This is a genomic window from Pseudomonas sp. OIL-1 (genome assembly GCF_010669185.1).
GTDB lineage: Bacteria > Pseudomonadota > Gammaproteobacteria > Pseudomonadales > Pseudomonadaceae > Halopseudomonas > Halopseudomonas profundi.
In genome coordinates, this window is sequence record NZ_CP048629.1 from 775,581 (window position 1) to 793,150 (window position 17,570).

The window sequence follows — 17,570 nt, forward strand, 5'->3', positions numbered from 1 at the left end:
GCTTATCGATGACCCGTTATCAATGATCCACATTTCGCTTCTTCAATCATCGACAAACAGATTCTTTTTTTGTATTTTGCATAGCGAAACTTGGTTTCATTATTCCGCATAGTGAAACCATAACGATTCACCAGAACGGAGGTTCAGCATGTCGGACGTGGTCACCCTGGAACGACACGGCGCTATCGCAGTCGTCAGAGTCAACAACCCACCGGTCAATGCCCTGGGTATTGCTGTTCGTGAAGGCCTGCAAGACAGCTTCGCAGCCGCCGAGGCCGATCCGCAAGTCAAGGCGATCGTACTGGTCTGTGAAGGCAGCACCTTCATGGCCGGAGCCGACATCAAGGAATTCGGCAAGCCGCCGAAGTCGCCGAGCCTGCCTGAAGTAGTCAACGGCATTGAAGCCGGCAACAAGCCAAGCGTTGCCGTTATCCATGGCACCGCCCTGGGTGGCGGACTCGAAGTGGCAGTCAGCTGCCACTACCGCATTGCCGTGAAGAGCGCCAAGGTCGGCCTGCCGGAAGTCAAGCTGGGCCTGCTGCCGGGTGCCGGTGGCACGCAGCGCCTGCCGCGTCTGGTAGGTGTGTCCAAGGCTCTGGACATGATTGTCAGCGGTAACCCGATCGGTGCCACCGAAGCCCACGAACTGGGTGTTATCGACGAACTGATCGAAGGCGACCTGCAAGCTGCCGGTATCGCCTATGCAGAGAAGCTGATTGCCGAAGGCAAGGATGCACGTCGTACCGGCGAGCGCACCGACAAGCTGGAAGGGGTCGACAACGCCGCTGCCGTTGCTGCCAAGCGTGCAGAAATCGAGAAAAAGACGCCCGGCCTGTTCTCACCACAGCGCTGCGTTTCTGCTGTCGAAGCCGCCTTCACCCTGCCGCTCGAGGAAGGCCTCAAGCGTGAGCGTGAACTGTTCGGCGAATGTCTGGTTTCCCCTCAGCGCGGCGCCCTGGTTCATGCGTTCTTCTCCGAGCGCCAGGCATCCAAAGTCAATGACTTGCCCAAGGACACACCGGTCCGTGATATCAGGATCGCCGCCGTTATCGGTGGCGGCACCATGGGCGTCGGTATCGCCATGTGCTTTGCCAATGTCGGGATTCCGGTCAAGGTGCTGGAAATCAGCGAAGACGCCAAAGCCAAGGCCATGCAGCGTTGCCGCGATACCTACATGATGAGCGTCAAGCGCGGCAGCCTGACCGAAGACGCCATGAACAAGCGTCTCGACCTGATTCAGGGCGTAACGGATTACGCCGACCTGTCTGACGTAGACCTGGTGGTCGAAGCCGTTTTCGAAGAAATGGGTGTCAAGCAGAAGGTCTTTGAAGCACTGGATGCCAACTGCAAGCCGGGCGCTATCCTGGCCAGCAACACATCCTCGCTGGATCTGAACAGGATCGCTGAATTCACCAAGCGTCCCCAGGATGTAGTCGGCCTGCACTTCTTCAGCCCGGCCAATGTCATGCGTCTGCTGGAAGTCGTCCGTGGCGAGAAAACCGCCAACGACGTACTGGCTACCGCCATGGCCATCGGCAAGAAACTCAAGAAAGTCTCGGTGCCGGTCGGCGTGTGTGACGGTTTCGTCGGCAACCGTATGGTCTTCCAGTACGGCCGCGAGTCCGAATTCCTGCTCGAAGAAGGTGCTACACCTGCCCAGGTCGATGGCGCGCTGCGCAAGTTCGGCATGGCGATGGGCCCCTTTGCGATGCGCGACCTGTCCGGCCTGGATATTGGCCTGGCGATCCGCACCCGTCAGCGCGAAACACTGCCTGCCGAGTACAAGCTGCCGGCGATTCTGGACAAGATGGCCGAGGCCGGCATGCTCGGTCAGAAGACCGGCAAGGGTTTCTACGTCTACGAGAAAGGGTCGCGCACGCCGCTGGAGAACCCGGCCCTGCCGCCGATTCTCGAAGCTGCTTCGAAGGAACAGGGTATCGAGCGTCAGCAGCTGAGCGACGAATACATTCTTGAGCGCACCTTGTACGCCCTGATCAACGAAGGCGCCAAGATCCTCGAGGAAGGCATCGCCCAGCGCGCAAGCGACATCGACGTCATCTATCTCAATGGCTATGGCTTCCCGGCCTACCAGGGCGGCCCTATGTACTATGCCGACAGCATTGGCCTGGATCGCGTTTATGCGAAGATAAGCGAGTTCCATGAAAAGCTCGGCGCCTGGTGGAAACCGGCTCCATTGCTGGAAAAGCTGGCTAAAGAAGGCCGCAAGTTCGCTGATCTCTGAACAATTATTGAGGATTCCGAAAACGTCCTTGTGAAGCCCGGTCAACGCAACCGGGTGGAGCAGCCGTATTTGGACCGATTACAACGAGGACCACACATGGATATCCATTACTCATCTGAACAGCTCGCCTTCCGCGATGAAGTGCGTGAATTTCTGACAAACGAGTTGCCCGCAGACATCGCGTCCAAGGTCAAGCTGGGCAAGCACCTGTCCAAGGAAGACCACCAGCGCTGGCAGAAAATCCTGTCGGCCAAGGGCTGGTACGCTCCGGGCTGGCCGGTTGAGCACGGCGGCACCACCTGGGGAGCCGTCGAAAAGCACATCTTTGATGAAGAGTCCGCTGCAGCCGGCGCGCCGCGCACCATCCCCTTCGGCGTGAACATGGTTGCTCCGGTAATCATCAAGTTCGGCACCGAGGAGCAGAAGGCGCATTACCTGCCGCGCATCCTGTCCGGTGAAGACTGGTGGTGTCAGGGTTATTCCGAGCCGGGCGCCGGTTCCGACCTGGCCTCGCTGAAAACCCGCGCCGTGCGCGATGGCGACCATTACATCGTCAATGGCCAGAAGACCTGGACCACACTGGGCCAGCATGCCAACTGGATTTTCTGCCTGGTACGTACCGATCCGGAAGCGCAGCAGCAGCGCGGCATTTCCTTCCTGCTGATCGACATGGCGACCCCAGGTATCACCGTACGTCCAATCATCACTCTGGACGGCGACCATGAAGTCAACGAAGTCTTCTTCGACGACGTCAAGGTACCGGTCGAGAACCTGGTGGGCGAAGAAAACAAGGGCTGGACCTGCGCCAAGTACCTGTTGACTCACGAGCGTACCGGACTGGCCGGCATCGGCGCCTCCAAGGCTGCCATGCGTCACCTCAAGCGCGTTGCCAGCAAGCAGCAGAAAAATGGCAAGCCGCTGATCGAAGACACCCTGTTCCGCACGCAGATCGCCCAGATCGAGATGCAACTGATGGCAGCCGAGATGAGCACCCTGCGTATTGTCGCAGCAGCCTCGGAAGGCGGCGTTCCCGGCGCTGAAAGCTCGATCCTGAAAGTACAGGGCACGGAGATCCGCCAGGCGATCACCAATCTGCTGCGCAAGGCCATCGGCCCGTACGCTCTGCCTTTCCTGCCGGAGGAAATGGAATACGGTTACGAAGGCGAAGTATTGCTGGAAGACTACAGCCCGTCGCTGGCTTCCATCTACTTCAACATGCGCAAACTGTCGATCTTCGGCGGATCCAACGAGATCCAGAAGAACATCGTCTCGAAAATGATTCTCGAACTTTAAGGAGCCTGCCGTGGACTTCAAATTGACTGAAGAGCAACAAATGCTCCAGGAAACTGCGGAGCGTCTGGTACGCGACGCTTACACTTTCAGCAACCGCGAGAAATTCAGCGAAAGCGAAGCCGGTTTCAGCCCTGAGTTCTGGAATCAGATGGGCGAGCTGGGCCTGACTGCGATTCCCTTCCCCGAAGAGCTGGGCGGATTTGGCGGCACCGGCATCGAGAACATGCTGATCATGCAGGAGCTGGGCAAGGGGCTTTGCCTGGAGCCCTATATGGAATCGGTCATCCTCGCAGGCGGACTGATCACCCAGCTCGGTTCCGACGCACAGAAGGAAGAGCTGCTGGCTGGCATCGCCTCCGGCGAGCTGCAGGCGGCTGTGGCGCTGGAAGAACAGCAGAGCCACTACGACCTGTGCCACGTCACCACTACTGCAACCAGACAGGATGGCAGCTGGACACTCAACGGTCGCAAGGCTGTCGTTATCGGCGGTCACACCGCCGGCAAGATTCTGGTCTCTGCCCGCAGCGCGGGCGATGTGCGCGACCAGTCCGGCATCAGCCTGTTCATCATCGATCCGAACAGCCAGGGCGTTCGCCGCCGCACCTATTCCACTGTAGATGGCCGCAAGGGCTGCGAACTGTTCCTCGACAACGCCAAGGGCGAATTGCTGGGTACCGACGGCGAAGCCTACGACGCAATCCGCTATCACTCCGGCCGTGCCATTGCTGCACTCTGTGCTGAGGCCGTCGGTTCCATGCGCGTACTGTGCGACATCACTCTGGACTACCTGAAGACCCGCAAGCAGTTCGGCGTGGTCATCGGCAAGTTCCAGGTGTTGCAGCACCGTATGGTGGACATGATCAGCGAGCTGGAACGTGCTACTTCCATGGCGATTCTGGCTGCCTGCCTGGCGGACGACGAAGACAGCGAAGAGCGCAGCGCCAAGCTGTCCGCTGCCAAGTACATGGTCAACCGCGCTGCCCAGTACGTGGCAGAGCAGAGCATTCAGCTGCACGGCGGTATCGCCATGACCTGGGAATACGCCGGTGCTCATTACGCCAAGCGTCTGGTCATGATTGGCCATCAGTTCGGTGATGATGATCATCATCTCGAAGCCTACGCTGCTCAACTGAGCATCTGAGCCGCTCGGCCGGAACAGCCGCTGAAGCTGTTCCGGCCGACTTGTGACCCGGTTGATGGCGATTTGCACTATCAGCCAGGCACAGTGCCCGTTATGCTATGCACCCTTTTAATGTCATGCGCCCGCCGGGCGTCTCATAGACTTGTGGAGGACTAACGTCCATGAAAATCCTCGTCGCCGTAAAGCGCGTGGTCGATTACAACGTCAAGGTTCGCGTCAAAGCGGACAATTCCGGTGTCGATCTCGCCAACGTCAAGATGTCGATGAACCCCTTCTGCGAAATTGCCGTGGAAGAGGCCGTGCGCCTGAAAGAAAAAGGCGTGGCGACTGAAATCGTCGCTGTGTCCGTCGGCCCGACTGCTGCCCAGGAGCAGCTGCGTACCGCTCTGGCACTGGGTGCCGATCGCGCCATTCTGGTTGAGTCCACTGAAGAGCTGAGCTCGCTGTCCATCGCCAAGCTGCTCAAGGGTGTGGTCGACAAGGAACAGCCGCAGCTGGTCATTCTTGGCAAGCAGGCCATCGATTCCGATAACAACCAGACCGGCCAGATGCTGGCTGCGCTGTCCGGCTACGGCCAGGGCACCTTCGCTTCGGCAGTCAACGTCGAAGGCGAAAGCGTCAAGGTTACCCGTGAAATCGACGGCGGCGCCCAGACCGTTGATCTGAAGCTGCCGGCCATCGTCACCACTGACCTGCGTCTGAACGAGCCGCGTTACGCCTCGCTGCCCAACATCATGAAAGCCAAGAAGAAGCCGCTTGAAACCCTCAAGCCGGAAGATCTGGGCGTCAGCATCGCTTCGACCCTGTCCACTGTGAAGGTTGAAGCACCGGCCGCGCGCAGCGCCGGCATCATGGTCAAGTCGGTAGACGAGTTGGTCGACAAACTCAAGAACGAAGCCAAGGTGATCTAAATGACAATTTTGGTTATTGCTGAACACAACAACGCCGAGCTGACTGCCTCGACCCTGAACACCGTGGCGGCTGCCAAAGCCATTGGCGGCGACATCGAAGTACTGGTCGCTGGCCAAGGCTGCTCCGCCGTGGCTGACGCTGCCGCCAAGATCGAAGGCGTGAGCAAGGTCCTGCTGGCTGATAACGCTGCCTACGCCAACCAGCTGCCGGAGAACATCTCCCTGCTGGTAGCCGAAATCGGTAAAAACTACAGTCACATCCTGGCCACCGCCAGCACCAACGGCAAGAACTACCTGCCACGAGTGGCGGCCCTGCTGGACGTTGATCAGATCTCCGAGATCATCGCCGTTGAAAGCGCCGATACCTTCAAGCGTCCGATCTATGCCGGTAACGCCATCGCTACCGTGCAGTCCAGCGCAGCGGTCAAGGTCATCACCGTGCGCTCCACCGGTTTCGATCCGGTTGCAGCCGAAGGCGGCAGCGCCAGCGTCGAGAACCTAGACGTTGCCCAGGACGCCGGCGTGTCCAGCTTCGTTAACGAAGAGCTGGCCAAGTCTGACCGTCCCGAGCTGGCCGGTGCCAAGATCGTCATCTCCGGCGGTCGCGGTATGCAGAACGGTGACAACTTCGAAATGCTGTACAAGCTGGCCGACAAGATCGGCGCTGCCGTGGGTGCTTCACGCGCCGCAGTGGACGCCGGTTTCGTACCCAACGACATGCAGGTCGGTCAGACCGGCAAGATCGTTGCACCGCAGCTGTACATCGCCGTCGGTATCTCCGGCGCGATCCAGCACCTGGCCGGCATGAAGGAGTCCAAGGTGATCGTTGCGATCAACAAGGACGAAGAAGCGCCGATCTTCCAGGTAGCCGACTACGGTCTGGTTGGTGATCTGTTCCAGATCATCCCGGAGCTGGACGGCAAGCTGTAAGTAACGCTTGAGCGGTAACGAAAACCCGGTCCATGTGGCCGGGTTTTTTTATCCATGGTTCGTATGAACCGCGCGTTGCATAACGCGCTTCGCTGTACGCCCTGATACCTTGCAGAAAGACAGGCGATGAAAAACGAATTCCCCACACTGCTTAGCGCTCTGCCGCATTGGCTTCAATGGATCATTCTGGTTGGCGGCGGCGGTCTGGCGGGTTATCTGCTGCATTACATTGGACTGCCCGCGGCACTGTTCCTCGGACCGATGATCGTCGCCGTGTGCATGGGCGTGGCCGGCAGCAATATCCATGTTCCCCGGCTGCTGTTTCGATCCGGGCAAGGTATTGTCGGCTTGATGGTGGCCAACTCCGTCACGCTGGGCGTGCTGCTGGCAATGGCCTCCGAATGGCATCTGATGCTGATCATGACCCTGGTGACGCTGCTGCTCAGTGCTGTCGTGGGCCTGGGCATGATCCGCTTCGGCGGCATCCCTGCCAGTGCTGCCGCCTGGGGTACGGCGCCGGGGGCCGCCTCAGCCATGATTGCCATGGCAGAGGAAGATGGCGCCGATAGTCGCCTGGTTGCCTGCATGCAGTATGTGCGGGTGGTATGCGTGGTCATGCTGGGCGCGTGGATAAGTCATATGGTCGTCGGGCCAGAGGCCATGCAGCCCTCCTCGGACGCCGCTGATGTCCCGCTGAGCCTGTTTGGTCTGGCTGCCACCCTGCTGGTCGCATTCATCGGTGCCCTGAGCGGCAGATTCGTCCCCTCGGGGGCATTGCTGACGCCGGTCATTCTCGGCAGCGCCTTGCAGCTGCTGGGCTGGCTGGATATCACCCTCACTGAGCCGATCCTCGCAGTGGCCTATGGCGCCATCGGCAGCTACATCGGCCTGCGCTTTGATCGCGCAACAGTGCTGCGCGTCGCCAGATTGATGCCGACCATTATCACCGCCAACCTGGCGCTGATACTGCTGACCACCGGCCTCGCCTGGCCGATCAGCTGGGTGTTTTCCCGCGATTTTCTCTCGGTGTTTCTCGCGATTTCCCCCGGCGGGCTGGATGCCATGGCGATCATTGCAGTCGAGACCGGCTCCGATGCCAGTTTTGTCGTCGCGCTGCAAACCCTGAGACTGATCGGCGTAGTCTTCACCGGCAAACTGTGCGCACAGGCGCTGATAACCGTGGCGCGCCGAATGAACCGCTGAAGCAAAGCGTGGCGAGCGGGTGCTTGAAAGGACCACTGATCGGGGGTATCAGTGGCCCTGCTACTTCATGACTCATTCTTGAGCCTGATCAATGCCCGGCTCGGCCCGCGCCGCTATCCTCCGCGCTTTTCTTGTCTTGTACACAGGATTGCGTCATGCCCCAAGCCCCCGAATTGCTGGCTCCGGCCGGCACCCTGAAAGCCATGCGTTATGCATTCGCCTACGGCGCCGAGGCGGTGTATGCAGGCCAGCCCCGCTACAGCCTGCGCGTGCGTGAGAACGATTTCCACAACCCGGCGGTAATGGCCAAGGCCATCGCCGAAGCCCACGCCCAAGGCAAGAGGTTCTACCTGGCCAGTAACATTGCTGCGCATAACAACAAGGTGGCCACCTATCTCCGAGACCTGGAGGAAGTCGTGGCGATGGGGCCGGACGCCCTGATCATGTCCGACCCCGGCTTGATCATGCTGGTGCGCGAGCGCTGGCCTGCACTGCCGGTGCATCTGTCTGTCCAGGCTAACGCCACAAGCTGGGCGACTGTAAAATTCTGGCAGCAGCAGGGACTGGAGCGGGTGATCCTGTCCCGCGAGCTGTCATTGGATGAGCTGGAAGAGATTCGTCGCCAGTGTCCGGACATGGAGCTGGAAGTCTTCGTCCATGGTGCACTTTGCATCGCCTATTCCGGACGCTGCCTGCTTTCCGGTTATTTCAATCACCGGGACGCCAACCAAGGCGCCTGCACCAATGCCTGTCGCTGGAAATATGATCTGCAACCGGCGCAGGAAACCGCAGAAGGCAATATCGAATCGGTGGTCAAGGAAGTGGCGGCCCAGCCGGTGTATCTGCTTAATCAAAGTGACAAGCCGGACGAGCAGATGGCTATCGAAGAAGACGAGCACGGCACCTACATCATGAACTCCAAGGATTTGCGGGCGGTCCAGCACGTGCAGCGCTTCGTTGATATGGGCATGCATTCGCTCAAGATCGAAGGACGCACCAAGTCGCATTTCTATGTCGCACGGACCGTGCAAACCTACCGCAAGGCGATTGACGATGCTGTCGCGGGCCGGCCCTTCGACCTGGGCCTGATGGATGATCTGGAAAGCCTGTCAAACCGCGGATACACCGAAGGCTTCTACCGCCGCCACCCGCCGGGCGTCTATCAGAACTACGAACAGGGCGCCTCGCGGATGGAGCGTCACCAGTTTGTTGGCGAGGTACTGGAAGATAACGGCGACTGGTTAACTATTGCCGTCAAGAACCGCTTCAAGGTCGGCGATCAGCTGGAGCTGATGACACCGCAGGGGAATTACCCTCTGGTTCTGGAAACACTGCAGGATCGCCAGGGACGCTCCATCGATGTCGCACCGGGCGACGGGCACGTGGTACGCATTCCGCGGCTCGCCCCCGTCAACGCGGAAATGGGGCTGCTATTGCGCTGTCTGAGAGATTGATTGCATCACGTGCGGCTTTTTCATAGAGCAACGGAATTTTTTCGGCATAATGCTGCCTTACAACGCAGCCGTGGGCGGACATCCAGCTCCGCCCGCCTGCGCTGTCTGAACAGGTCGCTCGCGGCCGGCATTTATCGGAGTGTAGATTTCTATGGATTGGCTGCAGGTTATCGTTCTGGCGATCGTTCAGGGCATCACTGAATTTCTCCCGGTTTCCAGCTCGGCGCACCTGATTCTGGTACCGGTATTGACCGACTGGGCAGACCAGGGCCTTGCCTTCGACGTCGCCCTGCATCTGGGCAGCCTGTCAGCGGTATTGATCTATTTTCGCCGCGACATCCTGGGCATGACTACCAGCTGGACGCGCTCATTGGCCACCCGGCAACTGGATGCGGATGCCAAACTGGCCTGGGCCGTGATCCTCGGCACCATCCCGGTGGGTCTGGCGGGCCTGGCATTCAAGGATACGATCGAAACCGTATTGCGCTCCCCGGTGTATATCGCCGCCGGCTTGATCGTGTTCGGCCTGTTGTTGAGTTGGGCGGACTGGCGACACAAGGGCCAGCGCACCGAGCATCAGATGAACTGGAAGGATGTCGCGGTCATTGGTCTGTTCCAGGCCGTAGCGCTGTTCCCCGGCACCTCGCGGTCTGGCATCACCATGACCGCCGGCCTGCTCATGGGCCTGAGCCGGGAAGCGTCGGCGCGCTTTTCGTTCCTGCTGTCGATCCCCGTCATTGTGCTTGCTTGTGGGCTGGAAACGCTGGACCTGATTCAGGCCAACGTGGCCGTCGACTGGCTGGCCATGGCTGGGGGCATCGTCGCATCCGGCATCAGCGCCTACCTGTGTATCCATTTTTTCCTGGAATTCATCAACCGCATCGGCATGCAGCCCTTCGTGATCTACCGGATCGTTCTGGGTATAGCCCTGCTGTGGATCTTCTACTGACTGAGCGATCCGGCGCAGCACCCGCTGCGCCGGATCTCTGGTAACAACACATTCAAATCCGCCCCGTCTATGATCAGGATCAATAAGCGGTCCTGATAGCCATGCTTGAATAATATCGAAAAGCCATGATGCCGCTGGAATGTCCACGGCAATAACCAGCGACTCGATAACAAATGCTGCTACTAGATGCTCTCAGGGACCGATTGAGCTCTCTGCTCCCCAATGAACTCGCCGCTAGCGAGATACCCCGGTTGCTGTCACCGCACCGGCACAATTTTCTGCTCAGTCAGCGTCGCGCCACGCTGATCGTCAATCGGGTCCGGCTGTTTGCGTTCCTGTTTGCCGTGTTGACACCGCTCTGGAGCATCGTCGATGCGCTGGTTTTCCCGCTACACCTCTGGTTGATGCTGGGAGCGCTGCGCCTGAGTGTCTGCGCCGCCTTCGTCTGCCTGCTGTTGATGTACCGGCCCAGCGGAAACCTGTTCGATGCCTACCGGGCGATCGCCATTCTGTTCGCCATTCCGACTGTTTTTTATGTCGTTTCGCATACGCTGCTGGGCAGTTACAACCTGACTGATTTTTCCGGCGCTGTGGGTGCAGGCTATGCCTTTCTGCCCTTCGTACTGGTAGCGGGTCTGGCCATTTTCCCGCTCACGCTGGTGGAAAACCTCGCACTGGGGCTGGTGTTGTTGCTGGCCCAGGCCTTGGCCGGCTACTTGAGTTGGAGCACCTTGAACTGGCCCTCGTTTGTCGGCGCGTTCTGGCTGCTGGTATTGATTGCAGGGGTTACCAGTCTGGCCTGCATGAGCCAACTGGCCTTCATGATCGCATTGATTCGCCAGGCCATTCGTGACCCTTTGACCGGGGTGTATTCGCGGGGCAGCGGCGAGGAAATTCTCAACCTGCAATGGGCAGCGGCCCAGCGTAACAACAGCGGGCTCGCGGTCGCATTCATTGACCTGGATTTCTTCAAGAACATCAACGACACCTTCGGTCATCATGCAGGGGACAAGGTGCTGCGCGATTCGGCCAGCTGCGTGCTGGATTGCCTGCGCAGCTCGGATAGTCTGGTGCGCTGGGGCGGGGAGGAATTCCTGTTGATCATGCCCGATACCGACATGACCCAGGCGCGCAAAGCGATTGAACGCCTGCGCGCTGCGGGTTTCGGTGAGCGACCAGACGGGACTCCACTGACTGCGAGCATCGGGCTGGCAGAACGCTGCTTTGACCGCGCCGGTGCCTACCGCCAGCTATTGAAAATGGCTGATGCTCGAATGTATGTGGCCAAGAACAGCGGACGTGATCAGCTATGCGCCAGCGAATGGCGCACAGCTGAAACCGAGGCGGTCTAGAAACTCAGATCCAGCTTGGCCCACAGGGTACGGCCGGGCTCGTTGATTCTAGTCTCTGCCGGGAAACCAAACCCGGCATTGCCTGCCAGGTTGAGGTGTTCGGCGTAGGTCTTGTCGAGCAGGTTATCCACCCCTGTGCTCAGCGTAACCGCTTCACTGAAACGGTAGGCACCGTTAAGCGACAACACGCCGAAACCTGAGGAGTCGCCGAGATCCTGCCCGACCACACTGCCCTTGTTGATTGCCGTGCGGTTCTGTTCGGCAGTCACGCGCCAAAGCGCACCCGCACTCCAGTTGGCCCGTTCATAACTCAAATTGAACCGCGCATCGAGCGGCGGCATCTGCGGCAAGGCTTCGCCATCACTGCGGTTCCTGCCCCAGGCCCAGGCCAGGCTGGCGTCGGTCTTCCAGTTGTCCGTCAGCTCATAGGCGACACCGGTTTCGGCACCCATGATGTGCGCGTCAATATTGTTCGCGGTACTGGCGCTGCCGGCATAATCAAACAGAATGAAGTCGTTAACCACGCCCGCATAGGCTGATACCCAGGCCTCAAGCCCTTCGCGCTGATATTGAACGCCCAGATCCAGCTGGGTGGTCTGTTCCGGCTCAACGCCGTCGAAGGCGTTGACCGCTCCGGGTGAGCCTTTGGGCGAGAACAGCTCCCAATAGTCAGGAAAACGCTGTACGTGTCCTACACCAATATAGGCAGTGGCAGCCACATCAGACAGATCCTGCTCCAGCCGGACAAAGCCGCTGGGCAGGGTTTGGCGTCGGCTGGCATTCACAGTGGGGTTAGGCATCGCCATGCCCATCATTGCGCCAGTGACGGTGGCGCGCTCATCCTCGACGTGATGCTGGTCCAGCCGCAGCCCGCCGATCCAGCGCCGGCTGTCGCTGACCGACCAGGTCAGCTCCGAGAATACTCCCATCTGACTGAACTCGGCATCCTTGAGCCATGATTGATCCCTGTAGCTGTCCACGCCCATACCGCTTCGGGTGCGATGGATGTTGCGCTGCGCATCCACGCCGGCAAGCACTTCAAGCTCATCCCATTCCCAGGTCGCGCTGACGCGCGCACCCAGCGTGCGCCGGTCCACGTTGGTCGCCCGCGGCCCAGCCATCATGCCGGTGGCTGGCGGTGTGCGCAGGCTGTAATTGTCCATCACGTGATCCGCGTAATTGTAATAGAAGCGGGCCTTCAGCTCGCGCAACGCGCCGTCATACAGGGTTTTCTCGAAGCGCAGGCCCAGGCTTTCGCGCTCGAATTGCGAGCCATCCATACCCCGTCCGGCATAACGCGCTTCGGCATCGCCAGCACCGACGCTCAGCTCCAGCAAGGTGTCGTCATCCGGCCGCCAGCCCAGGGCCAGATCGGTATTCCATTTGTTCCAGCGTGAGGGAACGGTGTTGCCGTCGCCATCCTCATAATCACCGGATCGCGAACGGTTGCCGCTCAGACGCAGATAACCGTCGCGATTACCCAGCGCGCCATCAACTTGCACATCCCGCCGGGTGTTGGAGGCGGCCACAGCCGTGGCGTCCATCCGACTACCTGGCTCATCGAACTCCTCCGGAAGCCGATCGAACAAAACGGTACCAGCCGACGCGCCCGGCCCCCAGGCGACACTTTGAGGTCCTTTTATTACGGTCAGCTGATCAAAGTTCTGCGGCGCAATATAGGACGATGGCGCGTCCATTCGCGACGGACAGGCACCGAGCATTTCACCCCCGTTGGTCAGCAGTTTCAGCCGAGAGCCGAACATGCCGCGCAGTACCGGATCGCTATTGCTCCCTCCGCCCCGAATGGCGGAAAACCCGGCAATGGTTTTCAGATAATCAGCCGCATCGCTGGCAGGGATCGGCTGACGAGCCTGTTTTGGGTCAGTGATGATGGTCAGGGGTGAATCCTGCTGCACGGCAGTAATCACCCGTGGCGCCAGTTGCAGCGCCGGGTGCCCGGCGTGCCGGGAATGGTCTTCAGCGGACCAGGCAGGATTGCTGGCTGCGGCGACGGCCAGGCACAGTAAAGCGGGCACAAAGGAAGAGTGCGACATGGTGGTTGTCTCATATCGATCAGTAATCGGTTTCCGGCGGTCCGGAGCGAATGTGTTGAAGGATCAGGAGACGGCTGGGGGCGCACGCGGCTGGCTGGGCGCGTGTTCGGTGATGGTGAGGGGCAGAGTCAGCGTTACGCTGGACGCGAAGGACTGTTCAAGGGGAACCAGCACAGGCGGCCAATACGAGCTCAACGCTATACCGCCGGCGGAGGAACACAGCGGGCAGCCTAGCGAGGCCGCCAGATTGGCGCCACTCTGGTCCGGCATGCTGGAAGCCATGCCCGGCATGTCATCGTCATGTTCAACACAGCTTTCAAGCGAATCACTGTCCAGGGCGACGGCAACGACATGGCTGCTGTGCACGCAGCAAATCACTGCGTTGAATATCACACACCAGCCAAACAGCACAGCTAACCAGGCACGCGTGCCCCGACTTGCTGTCCTGTTACTCATCGGTTTGGATAGTGAAGAAGAAGGCACCCGATAGCCCCGCTGCGCTTGAGGGTCTGGTATCGCGCCGGGAACGGGGTCCCGGTACGAACGGCAGAGACAGTATCAGGGTTTTATTCGCCGTTGGGCTTGATCCGCATCAAGCGCGGCCAGCTGTATTAAAAATGGCAACCGGAGCAGGCGGCAATTCCGGCGCGCCGTGAAGTATGCATGCGCCATCCGTGGCATTGGCGCAAACCGGGCGGGTCCGGCTGCTCAGGAAGAACGCTCCAGATCCTCCACCAACGCCTTCAGAAATCGCGCTGCCTCGCCGCCGGTTACGGCGCGGTGGTCGAAGGTCAGCGATATCGGCAGAATCGGATGCACCGCCGGTTCACCCTGCCACGCCACCACCGCATCACGTATAACCCCGGCGCCCACAATCGCCACCTGTGGCGGGACGACCACCGGGCTGGCATAGCGGCCAAACAGGGTCCCGAAGTTGGATAGGGTGATCGTTGCCCCCATCAGTTCCGAGGGTGGGATGGAGCGGTTCGCCACATCCCGGCGCAGCCGTGCGAGGCCTTCGCGCAGGTCTTCGGCTTCGCGATTGGCGACATCGCGCAGAACCGGCACAAATAGCCCGTCCGGCGTATCCACGGCGACGCCCAGGTCAACCTTGTCATGGGTCTGGATACTCAAGCGCCGGCCATCGAATGCGACATTCAGCGCCGGCTCGGCCAGGCAGGCTTTCGCAATAGCCCGCGCCAGCCGGATAATCGGATCCCGGGCGCTGGTCGGCCAGCCATGCAAGTCGGCATCCTCGACGATCATCACCGGTACCACCTCAGCATGCGCGCGGGCCATGTTCTTGGCCATGGTCCGCCGCACGCTGCGCAAAGCCGTCCCCTCGAACCCGGCCGGGCCTTCACTGGCCGAGCGCACATCCTGCTCGGTGATCAAGCCATTCGGGCCCGACCCGCTCACCCGGCCCAGCTCCACATCCAGCTTGCGCGCCAGCGCGCGTACCGCCGGCGCTGCGCGGGCCGGCTGAAAATCCCGGGTGGAGGGCGCGGCGCCAATATGGAAGTCATCCGCAGCCAGATCACTGGAGCCGCTCGCGGCTCCCAAGTTGCCCACTACGGTGCCGCTGTCCTCCGCCTCGCCTTCGAAGCCGACCAGTGGCTCACCCACATGGAGCAAATCTCCCGGCTTGCCGAAGCACCGGCTGATCACGCCGGCATAGGGAGAAGGCACATCGACAATCGCCTTGGCGGTCTCCACCGACACCAGCAGCTGATCAACCTCGACCTCATCCCCTGCCTGCACGTGCCACTCAACAATCTCGGCCTCTTGCAGGCCTTCGCCCAGATCCGGCAGTTTGAACTGTTTCATACGTCCCCCTGCATCACGTTTCGTGCGGCCTGGCAGATCGAACCGACATCCGGCAGATAGGCCATTTCCTGCCGGGCATAGGGAATCACGCAATCGAAACCGGTCACGCGCAACACCGGCGCCTGTAGCGCGTACATCGCCTGTTCCTGCAATAGCGCAGCGATTTCCGCGCCGGGACCGTAGCTCGGCGCGGCTTCGTGCACCACAACGCAGCGTCCCGTCTTGCACACCGAGGCTATCAGGGTCTCGGTATCCAGCGGTTTGAGCGTGGCGACATCGATCACTTCGCAATCGATGCCCTCTCCAGCCAGCAGCGCTGCGGCTTCCAGGGTTTCCTTCAGGGCCGCGCCCCAGCTGATGAGTGTCAGATCCTGGCCCTCGCGCAGGGTGAAGCAGGTATCCAGTGCCAAGGCCTGGCCATCGTCCGGCACGACCTGCTGCACCGAGCGATACAGTCGCGCTGGCTCGAGAAAGATCACCGGGTCGGGATTGGCAATGGCTGCCAGTAGCAGCCCGTAGGCGCGGCGCGGCGAAGAAGGAATCACTACCCGCAGGCCCGGAACGTGCGCGAATAATGCTTCGGTGCTTTCGCCATGATGTTCCGGCGCATGGATACCTGCGCCATGCGGTGTACGCAGCACCATGGGGCAGCTGAGCCGGCCGCGGGTGCGACTGCGCAGGCGGCTGGCATGCGAGACCAGATGCTCCATGCCGGCATAGATGAATCCCATGAACTGGATCTCCGCCACCGGCTTTAGCCCCTGCGCAGCCATCCCCACGCTGATCCCGGTGATCAGCGTTTCCGCCAGAGGCGTGTCCATTACTCGCCGGAAGCCGAAGCGCTCATGCAGGCCGACCGTGGCGCGAAATACGCCGCCATTGGTGCCGATATCCTCGCCCAGCACGACGACGTCCGGGTCATCCTGCATGGCGCGATGCAGGGCCAGATTGATTGCCTCCACCATGGAAATGCTGGCTTGCTCACTCATGGCCGGTCCCTCCCCGCGCATCCAGCCGCGCCTGCAACTGCTCACGCTGCGCCTGATACTGCGCCGGCAGTTCGGCATACAGATAATCGAAGGCGGCAGCGGTATCCGACGGCGGCATGTTGCGGAAGCGCTCGACTGCGTCATTGATGCGCTCAGTAATGTCGCGCTGCAGCTGTTGCTCCTGCTGTTCGTCCCAGAGCCTATGATCGTGCAGGAATCGCTGCAGGCGTCCGATGGGTTCGTGCTTCCAGGCGGCGTTGAGCTCATCAGCAGAGCGGTAGCGGCTGGCATCATCGGCGGTGGTGTGATCGCCCAGACGATAGGTCACACATTCAACCAGCGTTGCGCCTTTGCCGGCACGGGCGCGCTGAATCGCCTGGCTTACCCGGTCATACACCGCCAGCACATCGTTGCCGTCCACCTGCTCGCCCGGAATGCCGGCCGCAAGCGCCTTGTGCGCCAGCGTGGGCGCGGCGGTCTGCAGGCTGCGCGGGACTGAAATGGCCCATTGATTGTTGTTCACCACAAACACCACGGGCAGCTGCCAGACCCCCGCCAGGTTCAGGCGTTCGAGAAAGTCGCCCTTGCTGGTCGCGCCATCTCCGCAGGTCGTTACCGCTACCCGGGCCTGCTGACGTATGCGGAACGCCGAGGCAACGCCGCAGGCATGGCAAGCCTGGGTCGCGATGGGCACGCAGATGGGGAAATCCTCCGCCACCGCGGGATTTTCCCAGGCGCTGCCGCGCTCATCGCCCCCCCAGTACAGGAGGATCTCGTGCATGGCAACGCCGCGCTGCAGCTGCGTGGAGGTATCGCGATAGTAGGGGATCAGCACGTCCTCGGCGGTCATGGCATGACCCACCGCCGCGCCGATGGCTTCCTGCCCCAGCGTCGAGGCGTAGGTGCCAATCTGGCCGGTTCGCTGCAACGCAACGCATTTCTGGTCGAAGGCGCGCACCAGCACCATGTCCTGATAGAACGCGCGCAACAACTGTGGATCATCGATCCAGGCAGGCAGATCGGCCTGCGGCTGTCCGTGATCATCAATTAGACGGGTATAGGGAATCTGAACAGTCAACGGCATGGACTGACCTCCTCGACCGGCGCGTTACGACTGCCGCCGGTGGCGGTTGCTGACCGGACCTGTGGGTCGGCCTGTTGTTCTGGGCTGGTTTGTGACCAGCGTCTCTGCAAGCACCCGGATCGCGGGTACCCGGCTGGCGTC

General features: G+C 60.6%; 14 protein-coding genes. 9 read left to right on the forward strand and 5 right to left on the reverse strand.

Annotated elements, in window-relative coordinates; genetic code table 11:
- Window positions 1-148: 148 nt before the first annotated feature.
- From G3M63_RS03525 to G3M63_RS03565, 9 genes are all read left to right on the forward strand, one after another.
- A complete protein-coding gene (locus tag G3M63_RS03525) occupies window positions 149-2,242 on the forward strand; it encodes a 3-hydroxyacyl-CoA dehydrogenase NAD-binding domain-containing protein (protein WP_150301679.1) in 2,094 nt (697 codons plus the stop codon).
- Window positions 2,243-2,338: 96 nt separating this feature from the next.
- Window positions 2,339-3,535, forward strand: a complete 1,197-nt coding sequence (locus G3M63_RS03530; RefSeq protein ID WP_150301678.1) for an acyl-CoA dehydrogenase family protein — start codon at window positions 2,339-2,341, stop codon at window positions 3,533-3,535.
- Window positions 3,536-3,545: 10 nt separating this feature from the next.
- Complete coding sequence (locus G3M63_RS03535; RefSeq protein ID WP_150301677.1) at window positions 3,546-4,676, forward strand: acyl-CoA dehydrogenase family protein; 1,131 nt, start codon at window positions 3,546-3,548, stop codon at window positions 4,674-4,676.
- A gap of 161 nt (window positions 4,677-4,837) precedes the next feature.
- Window positions 4,838-5,587, forward strand: coding sequence for an electron transfer flavoprotein subunit beta/FixA family protein (locus G3M63_RS03540; RefSeq protein ID WP_163981886.1), 750 nt, complete (start codon window positions 4,838-4,840; stop codon window positions 5,585-5,587).
- Window positions 5,588-6,517, forward strand: a complete 930-nt coding sequence (locus G3M63_RS03545; protein WP_163981887.1) for an electron transfer flavoprotein subunit alpha/FixB family protein — start codon at window positions 5,588-5,590, stop codon at window positions 6,515-6,517.
- Between the two features lie 126 nt (window positions 6,518-6,643).
- Window positions 6,644-7,720, forward strand: a complete 1,077-nt coding sequence (locus G3M63_RS03550; RefSeq protein ID WP_150299766.1) for an AbrB family transcriptional regulator — start codon at window positions 6,644-6,646, stop codon at window positions 7,718-7,720.
- Window positions 7,721-7,875: 155 nt separating this feature from the next.
- Window positions 7,876-9,174 carry a tRNA 5-hydroxyuridine modification protein YegQ gene (yegQ, locus tag G3M63_RS03555; RefSeq protein WP_163981888.1) on the forward strand — a complete coding sequence of 433 codons (1,299 nt, stop codon included), beginning with the start codon at window positions 7,876-7,878 and terminating at the stop codon, window positions 9,172-9,174.
- Window positions 9,175-9,325: 151 nt separating this feature from the next.
- Entirely contained in the window at window positions 9,326-10,123 is a 798-nt protein-coding gene (locus tag G3M63_RS03560; protein ID WP_150299768.1) for an undecaprenyl-diphosphate phosphatase, read from the forward strand.
- Window positions 10,124-10,296: 173 nt separating this feature from the next.
- Entirely contained in the window at window positions 10,297-11,475 is a 1,179-nt protein-coding gene (locus G3M63_RS03565; protein ID WP_163981889.1) for a diguanylate cyclase, read from the forward strand.
- Here the strand turns inward: G3M63_RS03565 and G3M63_RS03570 are convergent.
- The 5 genes from G3M63_RS03570 to pdhA all read right to left on the reverse strand — a co-directional run bounded on the left by G3M63_RS03570 (window position 11,472) and on the right by pdhA (window position 17,429).
- Window positions 11,472-13,529, reverse strand: a complete 2,058-nt coding sequence (locus G3M63_RS03570; protein ID WP_163981890.1) for a TonB-dependent copper receptor — start codon at window positions 13,527-13,529, stop codon at window positions 11,472-11,474. The two genes, G3M63_RS03565 and G3M63_RS03570, sit on opposite strands and share 4 nt — an antisense overlap.
- Before the next feature lie 63 nt (window positions 13,530-13,592).
- Window positions 13,593-13,985, reverse strand: coding sequence for a DUF2946 family protein (locus tag G3M63_RS03575; protein ID WP_371923523.1), 393 nt, complete (start codon window positions 13,983-13,985; stop codon window positions 13,593-13,595).
- A gap of 252 nt (window positions 13,986-14,237) precedes the next feature.
- Window positions 14,238-15,356 (reverse strand): dihydrolipoamide acetyltransferase family protein, encoded by a 1,119-nt coding sequence (locus tag G3M63_RS03580; RefSeq protein ID WP_163981892.1) that lies wholly within the window; start codon window positions 15,354-15,356, stop codon window positions 14,238-14,240.
- The gene (locus G3M63_RS03585) at window positions 15,353-16,345 is read right to left on the reverse strand and encodes an alpha-ketoacid dehydrogenase subunit beta (RefSeq protein ID WP_163981893.1); all 993 of its coding nucleotides are present in this window, start codon (window positions 16,343-16,345) and stop codon (window positions 15,353-15,355) included. Before G3M63_RS03585 ends, G3M63_RS03580 begins: the two co-directional genes overlap by 4 nt.
- Window positions 16,338-17,429: a pyruvate dehydrogenase (acetyl-transferring) E1 component subunit alpha gene (gene pdhA / locus G3M63_RS03590; RefSeq protein WP_163981894.1), complete on the reverse strand. Its 1,092-nt coding sequence runs from the start codon at window positions 17,427-17,429 to the stop codon at window positions 16,338-16,340. Before pdhA ends, G3M63_RS03585 begins: the two co-directional genes overlap by 8 nt.
- Window positions 17,430-17,570 lie beyond the last annotated feature (141 nt).

Coding starts and splice junctions, on each gene's coding strand:
- G3M63_RS03525 (WP_150301679.1), top strand. CDS start 149: ATGTCGGACGTGGTCACCCTGGAACGACACGGCGCTATCGCAGTCGTC.
- G3M63_RS03530 (WP_150301678.1), top strand. CDS start 2,339: ATGGATATCCATTACTCATCTGAACAGCTCGCCTTCCGCGATGAAGTG.
- G3M63_RS03540 (WP_163981886.1), top strand. CDS start 4,838: ATGAAAATCCTCGTCGCCGTAAAGCGCGTGGTCGATTACAACGTCAAG.
- G3M63_RS03545 (WP_163981887.1), top strand. CDS start 5,588: ATGACAATTTTGGTTATTGCTGAACACAACAACGCCGAGCTGACTGCC.
- G3M63_RS03550 (WP_150299766.1), top strand. CDS start 6,644: ATGAAAAACGAATTCCCCACACTGCTTAGCGCTCTGCCGCATTGGCTT.
- yegQ (WP_163981888.1), top strand. CDS start 7,876: ATGCCCCAAGCCCCCGAATTGCTGGCTCCGGCCGGCACCCTGAAAGCC.
- G3M63_RS03560 (WP_150299768.1), top strand. CDS start 9,326: ATGGATTGGCTGCAGGTTATCGTTCTGGCGATCGTTCAGGGCATCACT.
- G3M63_RS03565 (WP_163981889.1), top strand. CDS start 10,297: ATGCTGCTACTAGATGCTCTCAGGGACCGATTGAGCTCTCTGCTCCCC.
- G3M63_RS03570 (WP_163981890.1), bottom strand. CDS start 13,529: ATGTCGCACTCTTCCTTTGTGCCCGCTTTACTGTGCCTGGCCGTCGCC.
- G3M63_RS03575 (WP_371923523.1), bottom strand. CDS start 13,985: ATGAGTAACAGGACAGCAAGTCGGGGCACGCGTGCCTGGTTAGCTGTG.
- G3M63_RS03580 (WP_163981892.1), bottom strand. CDS start 15,356: ATGAAACAGTTCAAACTGCCGGATCTGGGCGAAGGCCTGCAAGAGGCC.
- G3M63_RS03585 (WP_163981893.1), bottom strand. CDS start 16,345: ATGAGTGAGCAAGCCAGCATTTCCATGGTGGAGGCAATCAATCTGGCC.
- pdhA (WP_163981894.1), bottom strand. CDS start 17,429: ATGCCGTTGACTGTTCAGATTCCCTATACCCGTCTAATTGATGATCAC.